This is a genomic window from Rhizobium leguminosarum bv. trifolii WSM2297 (assembly GCF_000271845.1).
Genome location: NZ_JH719395.1, coordinates 3,429,989 through 3,452,777, shown reverse-complemented (window position 1 = coordinate 3,452,777; position 22,789 = coordinate 3,429,989). Strand labels below are relative to the sequence as shown.

Below are 22,789 nucleotides of genomic sequence, written 5' to 3'. Positions count from 1 at the left end.
GGAGACGTGGGATGACCGATATCACGGATGCCTACTTCGCCAATCTGATCGGCCGGCTGGAGACGCTGAAGAGCGCGCTTGCCGAGCCGATGGCGCAGGCAGCGGCGGTCATCCTCGACGCTGCCCGCGGCGATAAGCGCGTTTATGTCTTCGGCACCGGCCATTCGCATATGCTGGCGGAAGAGGTGCACTATCGCGCCGGCGGTCTCGCATTCACCGTGCCGGTGCTGGTCGGCTCGGCCATGCTGCATGAGGGGGCGGTCATCAGCTCGGTCTATGAGCGCACACAGGGTCTGGTGCGGCCGATGCTGGAGCGTTACGGCATACAGCCGGGCGACGTCATTATAATTGCCTCCAATTCGGGCGTGAACGCTGCGCCGATCGAGGCCGCCGACTATGCGCGCGAGATCGGCGCAAAGGTGATCGCCATCACTTCAATTGCCTATTCCTCGGCGATCGCCAATGGGCGCCGGCGGCTCGCCGACGTCGCCGATGTGGTGCTCGATAACGGACTGCCGCCGGGGGATGCCGTTCTCGATCTCGAAGGCACGGGATTTCGGGTCGGGCCGGTCTCGACGGCGGTCGGGGTGACGGTGATCAATGCGATCTTTGCCGAAGTCGCCTCGGAACTTGCGAAGGCCGGCGATCCGCCGATCTATCTCAGCGCCAACATGCCAGGCGCTGCCGAGGTCAATCAGAAGCTCGTGCGGAAATACCGGCCGCGCAATCCGCATTTGTGAGATTTGCGGACACAAAAAAGGCCGGCGTGGGCCGGCCTCTTCGATAGGCTGAAACCAGCGATCAATCCTTGGCGCGTTCGACGTAGGAATTGTCTTCCGTCGCGATGACGACGCGGGTGCCGGCATTGATGTGCGGCGGTACAAGGGTGCGCACGCCGTTCGACAGCATGGCAGGCTTGTAGGAGGACGATGCCGTCTGGCCCTTGACGACCGGTTCCGTCTCCATGATTTCGAGCGTCACGTGGCGCGGCAATTGGAGCGCCAGCGCAATGCCTTCATGAATCGACAGGATGCAGGACATGCCTTCCTGAAGAAAGGCCTTCTGATCGCCCATGGTTTCGACATCGACCACGACCTGGTCGTAGGTCGCCGGGTTCATGAAGTGGAAGCCCTCGCCATCTTCATAGAGATACTGGAAGGAGACGTCTTCGACAAAGGCGCGCTCGACCTGTTCGGTGGTGCGCCAGCGCTCGGAAACCTTCACGCCGTCGACGATGCGGCGCATGTCGACCTGGGTGACCGGCGTGCCCTTGCCCGGATGAAAGTTCTGGGCGGTGAGAACGACGTAGAGTTTGCCGTCCACGTCGAGAACGTTGCCCTTGCGGACCGAAGAGGCGATGACCTTGACCATAAGACTTCCTTGTAACTCGGCTTTCACCGTCGTAGAGGACTGTCGAGCCTCCAAGACGGAAATATTTTTCTTTGGGGCGCAACTAACCTAAAATCCGGGAAATAGCCATCCCTATACCGGCTTCTCCGGCGAAGAAAGCTTGGAATGAACTCTTCGGCCAAAGCGTCCCCCTGGTGGACCCCGTCCGCGCACGCCGATCGCCGTCCGTTCCTGATCGGGCGCAATGCGATCCAGGCGGCGCTGCGCGGGTTTTTCGCGCGCGAGGATTTCATCGAGGTCGATACGGCCGTGCTGCAGGTCTCGCCGGGCAACGAAGCGCATCTGCATGCTTTCGCCACGGAAGCCCTGACGACGGACGGGCAAAGGGCGCCGTTCTACCTGCACACCTCGCCGGAATTCGCCTGCAAGAAGCTGCTGGCGGCCGGCGAGCAACGCATCTCCTGTTTTGCCCATGTCTATCGCAACCGCGAACGCGGGCCGCTGCACCATCCCGAATTCACCATGCTCGAATGGTATCGGGCCGGCGAAAGCTACGAGAGCCTGATGATGGATTGCGTGCGGATCCTGGCGCTTGCGGCGGAAACGGTGAAGGCTGAGAAGCTTGCCTATCGCGGTGGCGAGAGCGATCCCTTCGCCGGTCCCGAGCGGATCGGCGTTGCCGAAGCCTTCGAACGGCATGCCGGCATCGATCTTCTCGCCTCTGTTGCCGCCGACGGTTCGACCGATCGCGATCACTTGGCGGCCGAGATGAAGCGCGTCGGCATGCGTGTCGCCGCTGACGATGGCTGGGCCGATCTGTTCAGCCGGGTTCTGGTCGAAAAGATCGAGCCGCATCTCGGCTTCGGCCGTATCACCATCCTCGACGAATATCCGGTCTCGGAGGCAGCGCTTGCACGGCCTTCGGCAGGCGACCCCAGGGTTGCCGAGCGTTTCGAGCTCTATGCCTGCGGCGTCGAGCTTGCCAACGGCTTCGGCGAGCTGACCAATGCTGCCGAACAGCGGCGGCGGTTCGAGATCGAGATGGCCGAGAAGGCGCGAGTCTACGGCGAGACCTATCCGATCGACGAGGATTTTCTTGCCGCACTGTCGCTGATGCCCGAGGCCAGCGGCATCGCGCTCGGCTTCGACCGGCTGGTGATGCTGGCGACGGGAGCGTCGCGCATCGACCAGGTGCTCTGGGCGCCAGTTGCGGAGTATGGAAGATGAATGCCGTCAAACCGATTAAGAGCGTCGACGATCTGGTGATGGCAGGGCTGGTCGCGCCGGCCGATCGCATAGCGCTGGAGGAGGTTGCCGCGCGTTACGCGATTGCCCTGACGCCAGCGATGACCAGGCTGATCGATCGCGCCGATCCCGATGATCCGATCGCACGGCAGTTTGTGCCCGATGCCGCCGAACTCACGGTCGCCCTGGAAGAACGCGCCGATCCGATCGGCGATCATGCCCACAGCCCGGTCGAAGGCATCATTCACCGTTATCCCGATCGCGTGCTGCTGAAGGCTGTGCATGTCTGCCCGGTCTATTGCCGCTTCTGCTTCCGGCGCGAAATGGTCGGGCCGCAGGGTCTCGGCACGCTCGATGCCGCTGCGATGCAGGCAGCCTTCGACTACATCAGAGACCATGAGGAGATCTGGGAGGTCATCCTCACCGGCGGCGATCCGCTGGTGCTTTCCCCGCGCCGGCTCCGCGAGATTATGGAGGCGCTGGGGGAAATTGCGCATGTGAAGATCGTGCGGTTTCATACGCGTGTTCCCGTCGTCGAGCCTGAGAAGATCGATGCGGCGTTGATTGCCGCGCTGAAGGCGAGCGGCAAGACGGTCTATGTGGCGTTGCACGCCAACCATGTCAGGGAACTGACGCTGGAAGCGCGTGCGGCCTGCGCCCGCCTCGTCGATGCCGGCATTGCCATGGTCAGCCAGTCGGTGCTGCTCAAAGGCGTCAACGACGATCCCGACGTGCTTGCGGCGCTGATGAAGGCCTTCGTTGAAATCCGCGTCAAACCCTATTACCTGCATCATCCCGATCTGGCGCCCGGCACCAGCCATTTCAGGCTGACGATCGAAGAGGGACAGAGGATTGTCTCGGCGCTGCGCGGGCGGATTTCCGGGCTCTGCCAGCCGACCTACATCCTCGATATCCCGGGCGGCCACGGCAAGGCCGTTATAAGCAGTGGCGCCATCCAAAAAAGCGGCGACGGATGTTATTCCGTCTCGGACTATCGCGGCGGCGAGCATTCCTATCCGCCCGTCGATTGACGCAAAGCGATGCTTTTCGTGTCATTTCTGTACTCGTCGCGGCGAAAATTGCGTCGAATTCCGTCGTCGAAACAGGTTTAGTCGATTGATTTATAATAGGTATTATAACTTCAGCCCCGGCAATCGCTAAAATCCTAACTGTGAGCCTCAATCATATTTAACGCTATAAATTAGCGGAATGTTCTGTTTTCCGCACTAAAAGAACGCTCATGACAAGGCGATGAAACGCCGGTTCGGGATCATGAGAATCTTGGAGTGATGGGATGAATAAGACAATCCGCGACCTCGTAGCCAAATTCGGCAAACTTCCTGCGTCGATCGACCAGATCGCCGACGATGCCGATCTTTATGCGGCCGGTCTGACGTCCTTTGCTTCCGTGCAGCTGATGCTTGGCATCGAAGAGGCGTTCGACATCGAGTTTCCCGACAATCTCTTGAACCGCAAATCCTTCGCGAGCATCTCGGCGATCGCCAAAACGGTCGATATCATCCAGGACAGCCGGAAGGTCGCCTGATGAGTTTCCCCGTCAAGATCATGCAGGACGGTCTTGTCGCAAGGGTCGCTCGTGTCGCCGAAATCGCGGCCAAACACGCCGATGCCGTCGATGCCGAGAGCCGTTTCCCCCGGGAAGCCGTCGATGCGATGAAGGCCGAAAGGCTGCTCGGCATCCAGGTGCAGCGTCATCTCGGCGGTGAATCCGCCTCGATCACCGAAATTGCCGAATTGTGCTCGATGCTCGGCCAGGCTTGCGCGGCGAGCGCGATGGTCTTCGCCATGCATCACATCAAGCTGTCGAGCGTGGTTGAACACGGCGCCGACAGCGAATGGCATTGCGACTTCATGCGTCGCATCGCCGCCGATCAGCTGCTGATCGCCTCCGCCACTACCGAGGGCGGGATCGGCGGAAATCTGCGCAACAGCATTTGCGCGGTCGAGGTAGACGGCGATACCTGCCGCCTCGAAAAGGATGCCACCGTCATTTCCTACGGTTCGCATGCCGACGCCATTCTCATCACCTCGCGTGCCCACGCGCAGGCGGCTTCCTCCGACCAGGTGCTGACGGCCTTCCTCCACGACCAGTACACGCTCGAAAAGACGCATGTCTGGAATACGCTCGGCATGCGCGGCACCTGCTCCGACGGCTTCCTCTTCAAGGGGCAAGCGCCGGCTTGCCAGATCCTGCCGAAGCCTTTCGCCGAGATCGCGGCGCAATCCATGCTCGCCTCCTCGCATCTGCTCTGGAGCGGCGTCTGGTACGGCATCGCGGTCGATGCCGTTGCCCGTGCCCAGGCCTTCGTGCGCGCCGCCGCCCGCAAGGCGCCCGATATCCAGCCGCCGGGCGCATTGCGTCTTGCCGAGGTTTCGAACCTGCTGCAGATGGTCAAATCCAACGTGGTCGCCGGCCTCAAGGCCTATGAGGATGCCAAGGTCGATGTCGACAGGCTGTCCTCGATGGGCTTTGCCGTGACGATGAACAACGTCAAGATCGCTTCTTCCGAGACGATCCTGGAGATCGTCAACCATGCCATGCTGATCTGCGGCATCATGGGCTACAAGAACGGCACGCCCTTCAGCCTTGGACGCCATCTGCGCGACGCGCATTCCGCGCAGCTGATGATTTCGAATGACCGCATCCTCGGCAATACGTCGAGCATGCTTCTTGTCCATAAGCAGGACACTAGCCTACTGGGGTGACAGTCATGGATATGCAGACCTCGTTTCTCGACCGGCTTTTCGAAGCCGGCCTGCTGATCGATACGGGCATCGACGGGCTCTACGGCCGCAGCGGCCAGTTCGAAGAAGTAATCGCCGCCTTCGAGCGCCTGATCGACAAGGTCGGCGGCGGCGATGGTGCGGAGGCCATGCGTTTTCCGCCCGGCATGAACCGCGCCTTCTTCGAAAAGAGCGGCTACATGAAGAGTTTCCCGCAGCTGGCCGGCACGGTGCACAGCTTCTGCGGCAGCGAACTCGATCACGTCAGCCTGCTGCAATGCATGGAAGTCGGCGAAGACTGGACCAAGGGGCAGGAGGCGACCGACATCGTCTTGACGCCGGCTGCCTGCTATCCGCTCTATCCAACGATCGCCAAGCGCGGCAACCTGCCGAAAACCGGCGGCCTGTTCGACCTGCAATCCTATTGCTTCCGCCACGAGCCGTCGAAAGATCCAGCCCGCCAGCAGCTGTTCCGCATGCGCGAATATATCTGCATGGGCACCGAACAACACGTCACCGATTTCCGCCAACTCTGGATGGATCGCGGCGTCGAGATGATGAAGGCCGTCGGCCTCAATGTAACGATCGATATCGCCAACGATCCGTTCTTCGGCCGCGCCGGCAAGATGCTCGCCAACAATCAGCGCGACCAGAACCTGAAATTCGAACTGCTGATCCCGATCACCTCGACCGCCAATCCGACCGCCTGCATGAGCTTCAATTATCATCAGGATGCCTTTGGTGCGAAATGGGGGCTGAACCTCGAAGACGGCAGCGTTGCGCACACCGCCTGCGTCGGCTTCGGATTGGAGCGTATTGCGCTTGCGCTGTTCCACCATCACGGGCTCGACGTGAAGGAATGGCCGGCCAGCGTGCGGAAAACGCTGTGGGGCTGAGCCGGTCGATGACATCGGTATTTTCGGGGATCGACCCGGAAACTTACCCTCAGCACGCGCTGCATTCCAGTGAGCGCGCCTGGCCGGAAACCAATTGCTACGTCGATCTCTGGATCGAGGTGCTGGCGACATCGAGCGTTGCGCCCGAGGCGATGCTGGGTTTCACCCTGGCGCAGGATTTCGAAGGCGACCAGTTCACCTTCTTCAAGGTGCCGCTCGAAGATCTCGAAGCGCTCTACGGTATTCGCGCGACCGAGCTTGCGATTTACGACCGTGTCGAACGGCATGTCGAGGTGCAGATTGCCCGGGGCCGCCTCTGCCTGATCGAGATGGATTCCTTTTACATGCCGGATACGCGCGGCACCGCCTACCGGCAGGAGCACGGCAAGACGACGGTAGCGATCAACCGGCTTGATGTTGCGGCCAAGCGCGTCGAGTATTTTCACAATGCCGGCTATTTCCTTCTCGAAGGCGAGGATTTCGACGGGCTGTTCCAGCTGCATCTGACGGAAAACGACGCGCCGTTCCTGCCCTATACGGAATTTGCGCGGTTCCCGGAAAAGCCGGCGAATGAACCGCATCTGCGCGCGATCGCGCGGCGCCTTGCCGAGTTTCATTTCACCAGGCGTCCTCGCGAAAACCCGATCCGCGCCTTTGCCAGCGTCTTTCCGCAACAGGTCGAAGCGGTGGCGGAGCGGCCGTTCGGCTTCTTCCACAAATATGCCTTCAATACGCTTCGCCAGGTGGGCGCCAATTTCGAGCTGGCGGCCGATCACCTGACCTGGCTTTCCCCCGATGAATTCGCGGCTGCCGCGGAGCAGGCGCGGCGCATTTCGGATGCGGCGAAATCCGTGCAGTTCCAGCTTGCCCGCGCCATCGCCCGAAGGAAGTTCGAGCCGCTGCAGGCGGCCCTTGATCCGGCCGCCGATGCATGGGATTCCATGATGGCATCGCTTGTGGAGCGAATCTGAGGCCGGAGATCTGACCATGCGGGGGCGTTTGGCAAGCATCGGTGCGGAGGAAAGTCTGCTTTCCGAAGGCTGGAACCTGATCCTGACGGAACCGGGCGCCTGCGCGGTACCGCACGACATTCATCTCTCCGCGCAGTTCATTCCGGCGCCCGTTCCCGGTACCGTTGCTTCAGCGCTCGAAAAGGCCGGACTGTTCGACCGGGAAAATCCCGAGTCGCTGAACACCAAAGACGCCTGGTATCTCTGCCGGCTCTTCGATGCCGAGCCCGGAGAGGCGATCCTGCGTTTTGCGGGACTTGCGACGCTGTGTCATGTCTTTCTGAATGGCCAGGAAATCCTCTTTTCCGAAAGCATGTTCACGGCGCATGAGATTCCCGTGACGCTTACCGGCGGCGACGAGCTGGCGCTGTGTTTCCGGGCGCTCGGCCCCCGCCTGTCGGAGCCTGGTCCGCGCGCACGCTGGCGGCCGCAGATGATCACGCCGGCGGGGCTGAAGAATTTCCGCACGACGCTACTCGGCCATATGCCGGGCTGGTGCCCCGATATCCACGCGATCGGGCCATGGCGGCCGATTTCGCTGGTGCGGCGCAATCCCGTCTCGATCGACAATGTCGCCATCCGCGCCGTGTTGGACGAGAATGGCGTCGGCCGTCTCAGTGTTTCCCTGCACAGTAATGCCGAGGAGCCGGCGATGCTGCTGCGCTGCGGTGGCATGGAGCAGCCTTTCGAGAAGATCGGCGACAGCCATTATTCGGCCATCCTCAAGCTTTCCGACATCGAACCCTGGTGGCCGCATACGCATGGCGAGCCGCGTCTCTACGATGTGACGCTCATTTCCGACGGCCTATATCCGCTCGGCAACACCGGCTTCCGGCGGATCGACGTCGAACGTGGCGCCGATGGCGACGACTTCGCGCTCCTCGTCAACGGCGAACGCATCTTCTGCCGCGGCGCAGTATGGACGACGGCCGATATCGTACGGCTGCCGGGTGGGCGGGCGGATTACGAGACGTTCCTGCGGCTTGCCGCGCAAGCCGGGATGAACATGATCCGCATCGGCGGCACCATGGCCTACGAGACGCCTGATTTCTTCGCGCTCTGCGACGAGCTCGGTCTGCTGGTCTGGCAGGATTTCATGTTCGCCAATTTCGACTATCCGCGCAACGACAAGACCTTTCTCGGCCATGTGCATGCGGAGGTCGAGGAATTCCTGCACGGCGTCCAGGCGTCGCCATCCCTTGCAGTGCTCTGCGGCGGCAGCGAAATCCATCAGCAGGCGGCGATGCTCGGCTTGCCGATGGAATTCTGGAGCGGGCCTGTTACCGATGAGATTATCCCGGCCATCGCTGCGCGCATGCGCCCCGACGTGCCCTATGTCCCTAACTCGCCCTATGGCGGAGCGCTGCCTTTTTCGCCGAATGCCGGTATCGCCCATTATTACGGCGTCGGCGCCTATATGCGGCCGATTTCCGATGCGCGCCGCGCCGATGTGCGTTTTGCCTCCGAAAGCCTCGCCTTCGCGCATGTGCCGCAGCAAAGGACACTGCAACGCCATCTCGACGTGCCGGCCGTCCATAGCCCGCTGTGGAAAGCCCGTGTGCCGCGCGACCGCAGCGCATCGTGGGATTTCGAGGACGTTCGCGACTTCTATCTGCAGCTTCTCTACGGTCTCGATCCGGCGCAGCTGCGCCGCGAAGATCCGGCACGTTATCTCGATCTCTCGCGTGCCGCGACCGGCGAGGTGATCGAGGAGACTTTCGCCGAATGGCGGCGCAAGGGCTCCACTTGCAACGGCGCGCTTGTCTGGACGCTGCAGGATCTGCTGCCCGGCCCCGGCTGGGGGGTGGTCGATTCCACCGGCGAGCCGAAGCCGGTCTGGTATGCGATGCGCCGGGCATTCCGGCCGGTCCAGGTGATTTTCACCGACGAGGGAACCAACGGTCTCGACGTGCATGTCGTCAACGAGACGGATGCCGCCCTCGACGTGGAACTCGACGTCGTCTGCCTGCGTGAGGGAAAACAGCAGGTCGTCAGCGGCAGCAGGGCCTTCAAGCTGGCGGCAAGGGACACGGAGCGTCTTGCCGCTACCTCGCTGTTCGGCGCCTTTTTCGATACGACCTATGCCTTCCGTTTCGGGCCGCCGGCGCATGACGTCAGTGTGGCGCGCCTGCGTTCGCTGGCGGACGGCGCCATTCTCGCCGAAAGCTTCCACTTTCCCTGTGGACGGGGCAAGGCGCTGCATGACGCAGGCATCGAGGCATCGCTCGGCAGGGAGGGTCACGACTGGTTCGTCGATCTCAGGACCGACCGGCTGGCGCAATCGCTGCATATCGACGTCGAAGGCTATCGGGCCGACGACGACTGGTTCCATCTCGCCCCCGGCGCGATGCGGCGCGTGAAGCTCGTCGCGCTGCCTGGCAACGAGAGCGATCTTGCGCCTGCAGGCGAGATCAGAAGTCTAGGCAGTTCGCATCGTGTCGCGCTCGCGGGCTGACGCTCCGGCGAAAAATGATGCCGATCCATTGAGAAAGACCCGTGATTTGAGAACGACATACCGCTTTCTGCGTGCCCATGTCCTGCAGCGGCTGATTCCGCGGTCGCGTCTTGCCTTCAATCCGCGCAAGCCGGTGGAAGTGGTCGGTTATCTGTCGATGGCTGTCGGCGTCGGCGAGTCGGCCAGGCTCTGCGCCGGAGCGCTCTTTGAAGCGGGAAGGGCAATTTCGCTCTCCGATGTCAGCACGCATCCCGACCAGAAGTCCTTCGCCGGATCGATGCCGTCGCGTTTCTCCACCGAGCCGGCGGGAAGCCGTATCTGGCACCTCAATCCGCCGATGCTGCCGCGCGCCATCCTGAAGAAAGGGGTCGCGGATTTCACGCGCGCCTTCAATATCGGCTATTTCGCCTGGGAGCTCGAAGTGGTGCCGGCGGAATGGCGCAATGCCATGCACTACATGAATGCCGTCTTCGTGCCGTCGGAATTCACCCGACGGGCGATTGCGCCGCTTACCAAGGCACCGGTGATCGTCGTTCCGCATCCGGTGACCGAGGCGCTGGCGACCGAAGGCATGCGGGAGAAGTTCGGCATCGAGAAGGACGCCTTTCTCGTCAGCTTCATCTTCAGCGCCGGCTCATCGATCAACCGGAAAAATCCGCAGGCCGTCATCGAGGCTTTCAGGATATTTGCCGCCGAAGCCCCGAGCGCCTTCCTACTGATGAAGGCAAGCGGCGATGTGAACAAGGACGAAGCCCTGCGTGCGCTGGTCGCTTCGGTCTCAGGCGACGCCCGGATCAGGATCGTCACCGACAGGTTGTCGAACGCCGATATCAACGGCCTCATCCGCTCTTCCCAAGCCTATCTTTCACTGCATCGTTCCGAGGGTTTCGGGCTGACCGTTGCCGAGGCGATCATGCAGGGCACGCCGGTTGTCTCCACCGCCTGGTCGGGCACGGCGGATTTCTGCGATCCCGAGAATAGCTGGCTGGTCACCTCTCCCCTCATTCCCGTCGTCGATACGCATCCGGAATTTGCCGGGCTCGACGGCGCGGTCTGGGCCGATCCCTCTCCCGAGATCGCGGCCGCGCATTTGAGCGACATCTTCCGCGCGCCGGAGCGCGCGCAGGAGAAAGCCGGGAGAGCAAGGGAGTTCCTGCTGCACTATCTCGCTGAGAACAGCTACGAGAAAGCGCTTCAGACGCTGGCGGCGGCGCAAGCCAGCTAAGGTGAGGTCGTCACTCCGCTTTATTTTAACATTTTCGCATTAGAGATGACGGGTATGCGGCTTTAGAGCATGTCGCGCAAAAGTGTGCAGCGGTTTTGCGATAACGACATGCGTAAAAACAAAAGGCCTAAAGCGCGATGAGCTCTGAAAGATCGCGACGCGCTTTAGGCCGTTGCTGGCGGATGGACGGATGTCGAAGGGTATTATCGCAAACTCGGTGATGAACGCGGCAGCAGGCATGCTGCTGCTGCTGACGGGCTTCGTTTCGTCGATCATCACCGCGCGGCTGCTCGGGCCGGAGGCCAACGGCATCGTCGCCTTCTCGCTCTGGCTGGTGGTCACCGGCGCCTCGATCGCCGAACTCGGCTCCAGCATCACGCTCCTGAAGACCCTGCCGCAGCTTTCGGTCGAAGGTTACGATGCGCGCCGCCGGCGTGGATTTGCCGCCATTCTCGTCAGCTTCATGATGTTTTCGACCGTTGTGCTGCTGGCGCTCTACGCGCTGTTTTTCCTGACCTCGGAGGAGATGCACTGGGCGGAGACCGCGCCTTCCGTCGCTCTGGTCACCGGCGCGCTGTTCTTTGTCCAGGCGATCGGATCCTTCGTCAAATTCTACCTGATCGGCGAAAAGAAGCTCGGCGCCTTCTTTAAGCTGACGGTCGCCGTCTCGATCGTGCAGCTTGCCGGCGTTGCCGCCGGCGCCGTTTTCTATGGCGTCGAAGGCGTTCTGGTCGGTTATGCGCTCGGCCAACTCGTGCTGTTTTTCGCCACGCTGCCGATCCTGCTTTCGCGGCGCGACTGGTGCGGAGTCTCGCTGAAATATCTCGCCTCCTCCTCCGTCATCCTGTCGATCCAGTTCATCATCGATTCCATTTTCCTCAACCGGCTCGAACTGCTCTTCCTGCAGCAATTCTGGTCGGTGGAGATGGTCGGCTACTACGCCGTCGGCCTGTCGATCGCCAACATCGCGCTGCAGCTGCCGATCCAGATGACCGGCAGCCTGCTGCCCTATTATTCCGAGCGGCGGCATAACAGCGACGATTCGACCTTGCCGGTCGAGGTCTTCGCCGCCGTCACCCGCAGCATGGCCTATATCGTATTGCCGATGAGCCTCGGGCTTGCGGCGATCTCCAGTGAACTGGTGCTGGTGGTGTTCGGCGAAGCGTTCCGCCGCAGCGGAACGGTGGTGGCGCTGCTTGCGCTCGTCGCGCCCGCCTATACTTTCATGCAGATCCTCAGCCTCTATCTCTTGTCGATGGACAGGGCGCGCTCCCGCCTCAAGATCAGTGTGATAGGTGGCCTTCTGATGGTAGTCGGTTGTTTACTGATCATACCTAGGCTTGCCGCCGAGGGTGCCGCACTCGTGCGCATCCTCGTTTTCGTTGCGATGTCGGTGATGATGATCAGACAGACAGGATTCGGATCCCAGCTTTCAAGCCTCTACACAAGCCTGACGAAGGTGACGCTCGCCTCCGTGCTCTGTGCTTGTGGCGCGATCTCCGTGCTGGAATTCGTCCAGGGTCCGATCGGCCTCGTCGCCGCGATCATTGCCGGTACATTCTGCTATTTCGCGGCACTGCGCGTGCTGCGCGCCGTGCCGGCCGAGGATGTCGAGGTCATGCGCTCCATTCTCGACAAGATGCCGCTAATGCTGCGGCGGCCTGTGGGACAGGCGATCAATTTCATCGCGCCGCGGCTTCCGGGCGACCCCGACCGCGCGAAGGTGGCGCCCGGCGAATTTTCGCTCGAACCGGCAGAGGGCGCGGGACGCAGCGCTGCCCTGCCTGTCGTCTTCGACGGCACGATCGGGCTGTTCATGCCTGAAAATCCCGAGGTCAAGAAGCGGTCGGCCGCGGTGCTCTTCGTCAGCCCCTGGGGTTTCGAGGAAATGTGCAGCCGCAAATTCTTTCGCGTCGCCGCCGAGCATTTTTCCGATATCGGCGTGCCGAGCCTGCGCTTCGATTATCGCGGTACCGGCGATGCGCTCGATTTCGACGCGCTGCCGGCAAGGCTGGAAACCTGGGAAAACTCGATCCGCGCGGCTGCCGCCAAGCTGAAATCGCTCTCCCGCTGCGATCGCGTCATCCTCATCGGACAGGGCCTCGGCGCAACGCTTGCCCATCGCATCGGCGCTTCGATCGACGGTGTCGACAGCCTCGTCATGCTGGCGCCGGTGCTGAGCGGCCGGGCCTATCTGCGCGAACTCAATATGTGGTCGAAGATCATCGATGCCGATCTCGGCCTCGGCAAGGAGCATGTCCAGACCGCGAAGGTGCAGATTGCCGGCCTCGTCATGCCCGACGATATCTCCGCCGAACTCGGCAAGCTCAATATCGCATCGCCGCAGGGACTTGCTGCGCCGCGCTATCTGATCCTCGAACGGCCGGCCAAGGCCGACGATACCAGCTTTGCCGATGCGCTGAAGGCGCTTGGCGCCGATGTCGAGCAGCGGGTTTTCGAAGGTTATGACGAGCTCGCCACCAATCCGCTGTTTGCCAAGACGCCGACAGCTGTCGTCGAGTTGCTGAGGGCGTGGCTGGAGGCGGCGACGACGGAGACATCTGGGGCCCACTCGCCTGATGCGATCGACAACCCGCCGCTTGCCGGCGAGGGTTTTGTGGAAACGCCGGTGCGTTTCGGCAGCCACGATCATCTGGTCGGCGTCGTCAGCCGGCCGCGCGGCGAGATCAAGGGCAATGCCGTGCTCTTCCTGTCGACCGCCTATGACCGGCACGCCGGCTGGGGACGGACGACGGTGGATATGGCCCGCGAGCTCGCACGCCAGGGCGTCGTGTCGCTACGCTTCGATTCCGCCAATGTCGGCGACAGCCCGCCGCGGCCGGATGCGCCGGAGCAGGTGCTTTATTCCAGCACACAGACCGAGGATGCGGTTGCCGCGCTCGATCTGCTCGAAAGCGTCGTTGCGGGTCCGATCATGGTGGCCGGCCGATGCAGCGGCGGTTATGTCGCCTTCCGCGCCGGCGTCGCCGACGAGCGGTTGAAGGCGGTCGTCTCGATCAATCCCTTCGTCTACTACTGGGACCCGGAGATACCGGTGCGCAAGGAGCATGTCGTCTCCGTTCCTCGCAGCCTCGATGATTACGGTCAGCGCCTGGCACGAATGGATACGCTGAAGCGGCTCATCAGCGGTCAGGTGGATGTGGTATCGGCGCTGCAGAATATCGTCATCGCCGGCGGCCGGCGTCTGTCACCCTGGATCGCGCCGCTGCTCGAACTGCTTCCCGACCGGCGCCATATCGCCCGTGAGGTCCGACAGTCCTTCGCGTCGTTCGGCAAGCGCAAGGTGCCGCTGACGCTGATCTATAGCGAGGGCGATGTCGGGCTCGATCACGTGTATTTTCATTTCGGGCCGCGCGGCGCCAAGCTTTCCCGCTATCCGAACGTGCGGCTGCTGATGCTGCCGGATGCCGACCACAATCTGACGCCACCGCAGTCGCGCAAATTCGTGCTCGACGAGATCATCCGCCTCGCGAGAGCGTGAAGTATTTCAGAGTGGTAGATCAGATCCGGTCGGCGGCGGCGACGTTGAGCGACCGATAGAGATCGATATAACGCCCGGCGACGATGTCCCAGGAATAACCGCGCGCAGCATCGAGAAGCTCGGCGCGAACGGCGTCCGGTTGGCGTGCGAGCGTTTCATGGGCCGCTTCGATCACTGTCGCGGTGGTCTCGGCATTGGTGAAGTCGGCCAGCGCAATGACTGGGTGCCGATCGGCAAGCGTTGTAAAGGCATCGTTGGCGTTCAGCACCGGCAGCAGGCCGGCGCTCATTGCTTCCAGCGCCACCAAACCGAAACCTTCATATTCCGAGGCGGAGGCGAAGAGCGAGGCGTCGGTGATGATGCGCCGGATGGCGCCGTTATCGGGTGAGACGTGCAGGGTGACGCGGCCGGAAAGGCCACGGTCTACGATCGCACCTTCGACATCGGCCCGGTTCAGGTCGGATTCGGCCCCGACGATGTCGAGATGCCATTCCGGACGGCGTGTCTTCAGCGCGGCCATGGCGTCCAGCAGGTGATCCAGCCGCTTGTTCACCGAGAACCGGCCGATGGTGACGATGTGGCGCTTTGCCCGGCGCGACGCGGTATCGGCGAACTTGCCGATATCGGCGCCGTTTTCGATCAGCAGGCTGTCGGGCACAATCTCGGAAAACTGCCTGAGATCGGAGGCGCTGCAGCAGACGACGCGCCGGTAAGCCATTGCCGAAGCGCGGGTCAGCGTCCGGAACCAGATCTTCTTGATCGCCGCGAATTTCTTGGTGTGGAAGAAGCCGCCATGGGTGGTGACGATCATCGGCTTGCCATGCAGCAGCCGGCCCCAGGCGAGCGCGTCGAAGAAGAAATCGATGGCATGGACATGCACGAGATCGGCATCGCGGAGGTGACGGAAAACCTGAGGCGCCAGCGGATAACGGCTGCTGCCGGACCAGGGAATGCGCACGACCTCGATGCCGTCGATATTTTCGCGCGGCGGCAGTTTGTCGTCAGGTGCGGTGAACAGGGAATCGAGCGTGACGACGCGGACGCGATAACCGCGCCGGACGGTCTGGCGTCCGAGATTGGCAACCACGTCTTCCAGGCCGCCGCGGTTCGGCAGGAACTGGCGCACGACATGGACGATCAGCGGAGCCGTTTCCGACTGCGGGGTCTCGCGCGCCCTATCTGCCTCGACGATCGCCATGTTCCACCTATCGCTGCGCGCCGCTTCAAGCTGACGCGGAACTCTTATAGCAACGACCAGATATCTCGGGCGTTAAGCCGCGGTTTAAGCGGCATTCCGGAAGGCGATTCTTCGTGGAAAGGGTTAACCGCGTCTGACGGGTTCAGAGCATTTCCGTCTTTCTCCGAATTACGGAAATGCTCTGTCTCTTTGTTTCACGCAATTCCGGGCGCAAAACCGCTGCACACTTTTGCTGGAATTGCTTTAGAACGCCTTGAAGGTCAGCGTCGTCAACGAGCGGACGATGCCGGGAATATTGGCGATGTTGTCGTTGATGAACTTGCCGATATCCTGGCCGTCCTCGATGTAGACCTTCAGCAGCAGGTCGTAATCGCCGCTTGTGGAATAGAGCTCCGAGACCAGTTCGGTCTGGTAGATGGCATCGGCGACCTCATAGGTCTTGCCGGGGGCGCATTGGAGCTGGACGAAGATCGGCTTCATGGGAATTTCCTGCAAAGGGTTGTTTGGCCGGTATAATGGTCGAAAGCGCCATGCCGATGCAAGCCGTTCGTCATGCGGCGGGGTTGGCGGCCGCTTCCGCGACGATCCAGTCGCGGAAGGCGGCGAGCGGCGCATAGTCGGCGCGCTCGGGCGGAAAGGCGAGATAATAGCGCTCGCGGCTTTCCATTTCACGGTCGATCGCGGCGACGAGATCGCCGCGCCGCAATTCTTCCTGCATCAGGAATGTCGGTAGCAGGGCGATGCCGAGACCGGCAATGGCGGCCTGCGCGGCGGTGGCGAACTGGTCGAAGAGCATGCCGTGCACGTTTTCGAAGGACACACCGTTGCCGGCGAACCATTGCTCCCAGGCATCGGGACGCGTCGTCAGATGCAGAAGCGGAACAGACAGCAGATCCTCCGGCTTCGAAATCGCGTGCCGCTTCAGGAAATCGGGGCTGCAGGCGGGAACCGTGCGCTCCGACATCAGAAAGGCGAGTTCGGCTCCCGGCCAGTGCGGATGGCCGAAATGGATGGCGGCGTCGATCGAATCGAGGCGGAAATCGAACGGTGAAAGCCGGGTCACCAGATTGATGGTGACGCCGGGATTGGCAGCGAGGAAGCGCCCGAGGCGCGGCGCCAGCCAGCGCGTGCCGAAGGTCGGCAGGATGGCGAGATTGAGCGTGCCGCCATGCGGATTGGCCCGCAGGTTCAAGGAGGCGCTCGATATGCGCCGCAGCGCCTCGCGGATTTCGCGGGCATAACTGTCGCCGGCCAGCGTCAGCCGCATGGTCTGGCGTTCGCGCAGGAAGAGCTCGACGCCAAGCTGCTCTTCCAGCGCGCTTACCTGGCGGCTGACGGCGCTCTGCGTCAGATCGAGTTCACGCGCTGCCGCCGTGACGCTGCCGGTGCGGGCAACCGCCTCGAAGGCGGCGAGATGCGAAATCGACGGCAGAAAACGTCTTGAAGCGAACATGTTCATTCCATTTCAGAATGAGCTATTTCCAAAATGTCGATATTTCCGGCTTTGTGGCTGAAGTAAAGAGGTTCATCCTGCAAAAACGGAATGAGCCGGAGTTTCTCAGATGCCGCAAGCCTTCGTTTCCACCGACCGTATCCGCTCGCTTTTCACCGAAGCGATGTCGCAGATGTACCGGGCGGAGGTGCCGCAATACGGCACGCTGATCGAACTGGTGGCGGATGTGAATGCCGGCTGCCTGGAAAGCGATCCCGATCTGCGTGAGCGGCTAGCCCGCGCCGGCGAGCTGGAGCGTATCGATGTCGAGCGCCACGGCGCCATCCGGCTTGGCACGGCCGACGAGCTTTTCACCATCCGCCGGCTGTTTGCGGTCATGGGCATGCGACCGGTCGGCTATTACGATCTCTCCGTCGCCGGCGTGCCGGTTCATTCCACCAGCTTCCGGCCGATCGATGAGGCCGCACTCAACATCAATCCGTTCCGCGTCTTCACGTCGCTGTTGCGATTGGAGCTGATCGAAGACGAAGAACTGCGCGCCGAAGCTGAAGCCATTCTGGCCGCACGGCGCATCTATACGCCGCGGGCTATCGCGCTGATCGAACGTCACGAGCGGAACGGCGGCCTGACCGAGGCTGAGGCAACGGAATTTGTCGCCGAGGCGCTCGAAACCTTCCGCTGGCACGGCGAGGCGACGGTCAGTGCCGAGACCTACAAGCGCCTGCACGATGCGCACCGGCTGATCGCCGACGTCGTCAGCTTCAAGGGGCCGCATATCAACCATCTGACGCCGCGCACCCTCGATATCGACGCGGTCCAGGCCCGCATGCCGGAACGCGGCATCACGCCGAAGGCCGTCATCGAAGGGCCGCCGCGCCGCCATTGCGATATCCTGCTGCGGCAGACGAGCTTCAAGGCGCTGGAGGAAACGATCATCTTTGCCGGTGACGAGGATGCCGTTCAAGGGACGCATACCGCGCGTTTCGGCGAGATCGAACAGCGCGGTGTGGCGCTGACGGCAAAGGGCCGCGCGCTTTACGACCGGCTGCTTGCCTCGGTTCGTGGCGAAGTGCAGGTCGGCGCCGGCGGCGCCAAAGCCGGCGCCTACGACCAGGAACTCGCCGAGCGCTTCAAGGCGCTGCCGGACAGCTGGGACGAGTTGCGCAAGGAGGGTCTGGCCTTCTTCCGTTATTCGGCGACGCCTGCGGGCATTGCCGCGGCGGTCGGCGGCAGGCTGGCCGGCGATCCGGAGGCGCTGATCGCCAAGGGTTATCTCGCCTTCGCACCGATCGTCTACGAAGACTTCCTGCCCGTCAGCGCGGCCGGCATCTTCCAGTCGAACCTCGGCACCGACCAGCAGCAGAATTATGCAACGCATTCGAACCGCGACGCCTTCGAGGCGGCACTCGGCGCCACCGTTCAGGACGAGCTGGCGCTTTATGCCGATCGCCAGGCGGCATCGCTGGGTTCGGCAATGGAGACCCTCGGCCTCGCGGACCTGCAGCTGAAGACCGTGGCGTGAAAAGGCCGCTTCAACAGTTTGCCTTATGCGTTAGAGTAGTGCGATTTCGATCCGATCGGACTGAGCCATGCTGAATGATCCGCGCTCCCACGGCCTCTGGGAAAAGACCGCCGGCGAACCTCCGGCCACCGCACCTCTCGAAGGCGCGGTATCGGCCGATGTCGTCATCGTCGGCGGCGGTTACACCGGTCTCTCCTCCGCCCTGCATCTTGCCGAATCCGGGTCGAAGGCGGTGCTGCTGGAGGCCAAGGAGATCGGCTTCGGCGGCGCGGGGCGCAATGTCGGCCTGATCAATGCCGGCATGTGGGTGATGCCCGACGATCTGCCCGGCGTGCTCGGCCCGGTGCATGGCGAACGGCTGCTCGAACTGCTCGGCAATGCGCCGAAGCTGGTCATGGAGCTGATCGACAGGCATGGGATCGCCTGCGAACTCGAACGCAACGGCACGCTGCATTGCGCGGTCGGCGCCGACGGGCTGAAGGAGATCGAGGAGCGCGCGGCGCAATGGTCCGCCCGCGGCGCGCCCGTGAAGCTGCTCGATGCGGGCGAGACGGCCAGACGCATCGGCAGCGATGCCTATACCGGTTCGCTACTCGATTTGCGCGCCGGCACGCTGCAGCCGCTGGCCTATGCGCGCGGCCTTGCTCATGCCGCCGTCAAGGCTGGTGTCGCCATCCATACGTCGAGCCCCGTCATCGCAACGGAGCGCAATGGCAGCCGCTGGACCGTGAATACGGAAAGCGGCGAAGTCAGCGCAGACTGGATCATCGTCGCGACCGATGCCTATAGCACCGGCCCGTTCGAGCAAGTGCGCAACGAGCAGGTCTATCTGCCCTATTTCAATTTCGCCACCGTGCCGCTCGGCCACAATCTGCGTCAGTCGATCCTGCCGGGGCGGGAAGGCGTCTGGGATACCAAGGACATTCTTTCCTCCTTCCGCATGGACCAGGCCGGACGTCTTGTTTTCGGCAGTGTCGGGGCGCTGCGCAATACCGGGCTTGCCGTGCACAAGGGCTGGGCCAAGCGCGCCCTGAAGCGGCTATTTCCCGTCATCGGCGATGTCGAATTCGAGTGCGAATGGTATGGCCAGATCGGCATGACCGACAATGCGCTGCCGCGCTTTCACAAATTCGCGCCGAACGTTATCGGCTTTTCGGGTTACAATGGCCGCGGCATTGCGCCGGGCACGGTCTTCGGCCGGACGCTCGCAGAGCATATTCTCGGCCGACTTCCGGAAGCCGACCTGCCGTTGCCGCTGACATCACCCACCGAGCCGAGCTTCCGGGCGCTGAAAGAAATATGGTACGAAGCCGGCGCGCAGGTCGCCCATATCGCCGATGCCCGCTTCTGAGAACCGACAAGCAGAACAAATAAGATTGGAACCACGACAATGACCATCGCCGTCCTCGATCTCGCCACCGAAACCGCCAAGCTGCTTGCTGACCTCGGCGTCGATGCCGGCCGCTATCACGGCGGCACGCTCTCCGTTTCCTCGCCGGTGACAGGCAAGGAAATCGGCAAACTGAGGGAACATTCCGTTACCGAAACGAAAGCGGCGATTGAAGAGGCGCACAAGGCCTTCCTCGAATGGCGTGCCGTTCCGGCGCCGAAGCGCGGCGAACTGGTTCGCCTGCTCGGCGAAGAGCTGCGCACTGCCAAAGCCGCACTCGGTCGTCTCGTCTCGATCGAGGTCGGCAAGATCACCTCGGAAGGTCTCGGCGAAGTGCAGGAAATGATCGATATCTGCGATTTCGCCGTCGGCCTTTCCCGCCAGCTCTACGGCCTGACGATCGCCACCGAGCGCTCCGAGCACCGGATGATGGAAAGCTGGCATCCGCTCGGTGTGGTCGGTATCATCTCCGCCTTCAACTTCCCGGTCGCCGTCTGGTCGTGGAATGCGGCGCTGGCGATGGTCTGCGGCAATTCCACCGTCTGGAAGCCTTCGGAAAAGACGCCGTTGACCGCACTTGCCGTGCAGGCGCTGTTCGAGAAGGCCCTGAAGCGTTTTATCGCCGAGGGCGGCACGGCGCCGGCCAATCTGTCGACGCTGATCATCGGCGGCCGCGACGTCGGCGAAGTGCTCGTTGATCATCCGAAGATCCCGCTCGTTTCCGCCACCGGCTCGACTGCCATGGGCCGCGCCGTCGGTCCGCGCCTGTCGCAGCGTTTTGCCCGTGGCATTCTCGAACTCGGCGGTAACAATGCGGCGATCGTCTGCCCGAGCGCCGATCTCGACCTGACGCTGCGCGGCGTCGCCTTCTCCGCCATGGGTACGGCCGGTCAGCGCTGCACGACGCTGCGCCGTCTCTTCGTGCATGAAAGCGTCTACGAGCAGCTGGTGCCGCGCCTGCAGAAGGCCTATGGCTCCGTCACCATCGGCAATCCGCTCGAAACCGGTACGCTTGTCGGACCGCTGATCGACGGCCAGGCCTTCGAGAAAATGCAGTCGGCACTCGGTGAGGCGAAATCGGCCGGCGGCAAGGTGACCGGTGGCGATCGCGTCGAGAATGGTTCGGCCGATGCCTTCTACGTCCGTCCGGCACTCGTCGAAATGCCTGCGCAGACCGGCCCGGTCGAGCACGAGACCTTCGCGCCGATCCTCTATGTGATGAAGTACAGCGATTTCGATGAAGTGCTGGCCCTGCACAATGCCGTGCCGCAGGGGCTGTCTTCGTCGATCTTCACCAACGACATGCGCGAGGCCGAAACCTTCGTCTCCGCGCGCGGTTCGGATTGCGGCATCGCCAACGTCAATCTCGGGCCGTCGGGCGCCGAAATCGGCGGCGCCTTCGGCGGCGAGAAGGAGACCGGCGGCGGTCGTGAATCCGGCTCGGATGCCTGGAAGGCCTATATGCGCCGCTCCACCAACACCATCAATTACGGCAGGACGCTGCCGCTTGCCCAGGGCGTCAAGTTCGACGTCGAATAAGCCTGCTGCAAAAGAGAGGCGGCGCTCGAGGAGCGTCGCCTTTTTCGACTGAATGGAATTTATTCCTGTTAATATGAAATTTTCGGTCAAGATATTGTGATGTCTTTTCTGCGCAGGCCAAACTTGAAATGCGCAGTCAGGAAAAATATACGCCTCTGATCGTCCTTGCGGAGCTGGGGCGACATCGCCACGGAGGTCATCATGAATTTTGCTCTTAACCGTTTTTCCCTTGCGCTTGCCGCTTCGTTTCTCTCCGCCACCGCGCTCGCCGGTAGCGCCAATGCGCAGGACGAAGGCATCGTCGTCTACAACGCCCAGCACGAGAGCCTCGGCCGCGAATGGATCGATGCTTTCACCAAGGAGACCGGCATCAAGGTCACCATGCGCCAGGGCAGCGACATGCAATTCGCCAACCAGATCATTCAGGAAGGCGACGCCTCTCCGGCAGACGTATTCCTGACCGAGAATTCGCCGGCGATGACGCTGGTCGATGGCGCGGGCCTTTTCGCCCCCGTCGAAAAGGAAACGCTGGATCAGGTTCCCGATCAGTATCGCCCGGCTGACGGTATGTGGACCGGCATCGCCGCCCGCACCACGGTTTTTGCCTATGACAAGACCAAGCTCAGCGAAGACAAGCTGCCGAAGTCGATGCTCGACCTTGCAGATCCGGCCTGGAAGGGCCGCTGGGGCGCGTCACCCGCCGGCGCTGACTTCCAGGCGATCGTCGCCGCGCTGCTGCAGCTCAACGGTGAGCAGGCGACCGCCGACTGGCTGAAGGGCCTCAAGGAAAACGCCACACCCTACAAGGGCAACAGCGTCGCGATGAAGGCGGTCAACGCAGGCGAAGTCGAAGGTGCTGTTATCTATCACTATTATTGGTTCGGCGATCAGGCCAAAACCGGCGAGAACAGCAAGAATGTCGGCCTGCATTACTTCAAGAACCAGGATCCGGGCGCTTTCGTCAGCGTTTCCGGCGGCGGTATCCTGAAGTCGACACAGCACATGAAGGAAGCTCAGGCCTTCCTGAAATTCCTCACCAGCAAGACCGGCCAGGCCGTTCTGAAGGACGGCGATTCCTATGAATATGCCGTCGGCAAGGATGCGCCCTCGAACGACAAACTCACGCCGCTCGTCGATCTCAACGCCCCAAAAGTCGAAGCTTCGACGCTTGATAGCAAGAAAGTCGTGGAGCTGATGACGGCGGCCGGGCTTATCTGACACTTCTGCCGCAGGCCTCATCGGGCCAAAACTATTGCTTT

At 62.2% G+C, this 22,789-nt stretch carries 18 protein-coding genes; 14 read left to right on the top strand and 4 right to left on the bottom strand.

All coding sequences use genetic code 11. The features are described 5' to 3' along the window. Positions 1-11: 11 nt before the first annotated feature. Positions 12-740, top strand: a complete 729-nt coding sequence (locus RLEG4DRAFT_RS31940) for an SIS domain-containing protein (RefSeq protein ID WP_003583022.1) — start codon at positions 12-14, stop codon at positions 738-740. Between the two features lie 61 nt (positions 741-801). Here the strand turns inward: RLEG4DRAFT_RS31940 and efp are convergent, their stop codons facing one another. After that, positions 802-1,371: an elongation factor P gene (gene efp / locus RLEG4DRAFT_RS31935; RefSeq protein ID WP_003583021.1), complete on the bottom strand. Its 570-nt coding sequence runs from the start codon at positions 1,369-1,371 to the stop codon at positions 802-804. Positions 1,372-1,515: 144 nt separating this feature from the next. Between efp and epmA the strand changes: the two genes are divergently transcribed. The 9 genes from epmA to RLEG4DRAFT_RS31890 all read left to right on the top strand — a co-directional run bounded on the left by epmA (position 1,516) and on the right by RLEG4DRAFT_RS31890 (position 14,428). Continuing rightward, the gene (gene epmA / locus RLEG4DRAFT_RS31930) at positions 1,516-2,577 is read left to right on the top strand and encodes an EF-P lysine aminoacylase EpmA (RefSeq protein WP_003583020.1); all 1,062 of its coding nucleotides are present in this window, start codon (positions 1,516-1,518) and stop codon (positions 2,575-2,577) included. Beyond that, positions 2,574-3,626, top strand: coding sequence for a lysine-2,3-aminomutase-like protein (locus RLEG4DRAFT_RS31925; protein WP_003583019.1), 1,053 nt, complete (start codon positions 2,574-2,576; stop codon positions 3,624-3,626). Before epmA ends, RLEG4DRAFT_RS31925 begins: the two co-directional genes overlap by 4 nt. 263 nt (positions 3,627-3,889) lie before the next feature. Further along, complete coding sequence (locus RLEG4DRAFT_RS31920) at positions 3,890-4,141, top strand: acyl carrier protein (RefSeq protein WP_003583018.1); 252 nt, start codon at positions 3,890-3,892, stop codon at positions 4,139-4,141. Beyond that, the gene (locus tag RLEG4DRAFT_RS31915; protein ID WP_003583017.1) at positions 4,141-5,322 is read left to right on the top strand and encodes an acyl-CoA dehydrogenase family protein; all 1,182 of its coding nucleotides are present in this window, start codon (positions 4,141-4,143) and stop codon (positions 5,320-5,322) included. The genes RLEG4DRAFT_RS31920 and RLEG4DRAFT_RS31915 overlap by 1 nt, the downstream gene beginning before the upstream one ends. Positions 5,323-5,327: 5 nt before the next feature. Continuing rightward, a complete protein-coding gene (locus RLEG4DRAFT_RS31910) occupies positions 5,328-6,236 on the top strand; it encodes an amino acid--[acyl-carrier-protein] ligase (protein ID WP_003583015.1) in 909 nt (302 codons plus the stop codon). Then, entirely contained in the window at positions 6,227-7,207 is a 981-nt protein-coding gene (locus tag RLEG4DRAFT_RS31905; RefSeq protein ID WP_171898279.1) for a DUF1839 family protein, read from the top strand. The genes RLEG4DRAFT_RS31910 and RLEG4DRAFT_RS31905 overlap by 10 nt, the downstream gene beginning before the upstream one ends. 16 nt (positions 7,208-7,223) lie before the next feature. Beyond that, entirely contained in the window at positions 7,224-9,701 is a 2,478-nt protein-coding gene (locus tag RLEG4DRAFT_RS31900) for a glycoside hydrolase family 2 protein (protein WP_003583011.1), read from the top strand. A gap of 46 nt (positions 9,702-9,747) precedes the next feature. Further along, the gene (locus RLEG4DRAFT_RS31895; RefSeq protein WP_037094954.1) at positions 9,748-10,926 is read left to right on the top strand and encodes a glycosyltransferase family 4 protein; all 1,179 of its coding nucleotides are present in this window, start codon (positions 9,748-9,750) and stop codon (positions 10,924-10,926) included. 190 nt (positions 10,927-11,116) lie between these two features. Beyond that, positions 11,117-14,428: a polysaccharide biosynthesis C-terminal domain-containing protein gene (locus RLEG4DRAFT_RS31890; protein ID WP_003583007.1), complete on the top strand. Its 3,312-nt coding sequence runs from the start codon at positions 11,117-11,119 to the stop codon at positions 14,426-14,428. Positions 14,429-14,447: 19 nt separating this feature from the next. On the opposite strand, the gene RLEG4DRAFT_RS31885 is transcribed toward RLEG4DRAFT_RS31890, so the two are convergent. The 3 genes from RLEG4DRAFT_RS31885 to RLEG4DRAFT_RS31875 all read right to left on the bottom strand — a co-directional run bounded on the left by RLEG4DRAFT_RS31885 (position 14,448) and on the right by RLEG4DRAFT_RS31875 (position 17,085). Next, positions 14,448-15,626 carry a glycosyltransferase family 4 protein gene (locus tag RLEG4DRAFT_RS31885; RefSeq protein ID WP_003583005.1) on the bottom strand — a complete coding sequence of 393 codons (1,179 nt, stop codon included), beginning with the start codon at positions 15,624-15,626 and terminating at the stop codon, positions 14,448-14,450. Positions 15,627-15,869: 243 nt separating this feature from the next. Beyond that, the gene (locus RLEG4DRAFT_RS31880; protein ID WP_003583003.1) at positions 15,870-16,106 is read right to left on the bottom strand and encodes an Lrp/AsnC ligand binding domain-containing protein; all 237 of its coding nucleotides are present in this window, start codon (positions 16,104-16,106) and stop codon (positions 15,870-15,872) included. A 70-nt stretch (positions 16,107-16,176) separates the two neighbouring features. Beyond that, positions 16,177-17,085, bottom strand: coding sequence for a LysR family transcriptional regulator (locus RLEG4DRAFT_RS31875; RefSeq protein WP_037094439.1), 909 nt, complete (start codon positions 17,083-17,085; stop codon positions 16,177-16,179). A 103-nt stretch (positions 17,086-17,188) separates the two neighbouring features. On the opposite strand from RLEG4DRAFT_RS31875, the gene hglS reads away from it, so the two are divergent. From hglS to RLEG4DRAFT_RS31855, 4 genes are all read left to right on the top strand, one after another. Then, complete coding sequence (gene hglS / locus RLEG4DRAFT_RS31870) at positions 17,189-18,601, top strand: 2-oxoadipate dioxygenase/decarboxylase HglS (protein WP_003582999.1); 1,413 nt, start codon at positions 17,189-17,191, stop codon at positions 18,599-18,601. Between the two features lie 67 nt (positions 18,602-18,668). Beyond that, positions 18,669-19,952, top strand: coding sequence for an NAD(P)/FAD-dependent oxidoreductase (locus RLEG4DRAFT_RS31865; protein ID WP_003582997.1), 1,284 nt, complete (start codon positions 18,669-18,671; stop codon positions 19,950-19,952). A gap of 39 nt (positions 19,953-19,991) precedes the next feature. After that, positions 19,992-21,530 (top strand): L-piperidine-6-carboxylate dehydrogenase, encoded by a 1,539-nt coding sequence (gene amaB / locus RLEG4DRAFT_RS31860; protein ID WP_003582996.1) that lies wholly within the window; start codon positions 19,992-19,994, stop codon positions 21,528-21,530. A 201-nt stretch (positions 21,531-21,731) separates the two neighbouring features. Next, positions 21,732-22,748 (top strand): iron ABC transporter substrate-binding protein, encoded by a 1,017-nt coding sequence (locus tag RLEG4DRAFT_RS31855; RefSeq protein ID WP_003582994.1) that lies wholly within the window; start codon positions 21,732-21,734, stop codon positions 22,746-22,748. Positions 22,749-22,789 lie beyond the last annotated feature (41 nt).

Bases quoted from the DNA above. Each gene is read 5' to 3' on its own strand.
- RLEG4DRAFT_RS31880 (WP_003583003.1), bottom strand. From the start codon at position 16,106: ATGAAGCCGATCTTCGTCCAGCTCCAATGCGCCCCCGGCAAGACCTAT.
- RLEG4DRAFT_RS31940 (WP_003583022.1), top strand. From the start codon at position 12: ATGACCGATATCACGGATGCCTACTTCGCCAATCTGATCGGCCGGCTG.
- amaB (WP_003582996.1), top strand. From the start codon at position 19,992: ATGACCATCGCCGTCCTCGATCTCGCCACCGAAACCGCCAAGCTGCTT.
- RLEG4DRAFT_RS31875 (WP_037094439.1), bottom strand. From the start codon at position 17,085: ATGAACATGTTCGCTTCAAGACGTTTTCTGCCGTCGATTTCGCATCTC.
- epmA (WP_003583020.1), top strand. From the start codon at position 1,516: ATGAACTCTTCGGCCAAAGCGTCCCCCTGGTGGACCCCGTCCGCGCAC.
- RLEG4DRAFT_RS31865 (WP_003582997.1), top strand. From the start codon at position 18,669: ATGCTGAATGATCCGCGCTCCCACGGCCTCTGGGAAAAGACCGCCGGC.
- RLEG4DRAFT_RS31885 (WP_003583005.1), bottom strand. From the start codon at position 15,626: ATGGCGATCGTCGAGGCAGATAGGGCGCGCGAGACCCCGCAGTCGGAA.
- hglS (WP_003582999.1), top strand. From the start codon at position 17,189: ATGCCGCAAGCCTTCGTTTCCACCGACCGTATCCGCTCGCTTTTCACC.
- RLEG4DRAFT_RS31910 (WP_003583015.1), top strand. From the start codon at position 5,328: ATGGATATGCAGACCTCGTTTCTCGACCGGCTTTTCGAAGCCGGCCTG.
- RLEG4DRAFT_RS31925 (WP_003583019.1), top strand. From the start codon at position 2,574: ATGAATGCCGTCAAACCGATTAAGAGCGTCGACGATCTGGTGATGGCA.
- RLEG4DRAFT_RS31900 (WP_003583011.1), top strand. From the start codon at position 7,224: ATGCGGGGGCGTTTGGCAAGCATCGGTGCGGAGGAAAGTCTGCTTTCC.
- RLEG4DRAFT_RS31920 (WP_003583018.1), top strand. From the start codon at position 3,890: ATGAATAAGACAATCCGCGACCTCGTAGCCAAATTCGGCAAACTTCCT.
- RLEG4DRAFT_RS31890 (WP_003583007.1), top strand. From the start codon at position 11,117: ATGTCGAAGGGTATTATCGCAAACTCGGTGATGAACGCGGCAGCAGGC.
- RLEG4DRAFT_RS31915 (WP_003583017.1), top strand. From the start codon at position 4,141: ATGAGTTTCCCCGTCAAGATCATGCAGGACGGTCTTGTCGCAAGGGTC.
- RLEG4DRAFT_RS31855 (WP_003582994.1), top strand. From the start codon at position 21,732: ATGAATTTTGCTCTTAACCGTTTTTCCCTTGCGCTTGCCGCTTCGTTT.
- efp (WP_003583021.1), bottom strand. From the start codon at position 1,371: ATGGTCAAGGTCATCGCCTCTTCGGTCCGCAAGGGCAACGTTCTCGAC.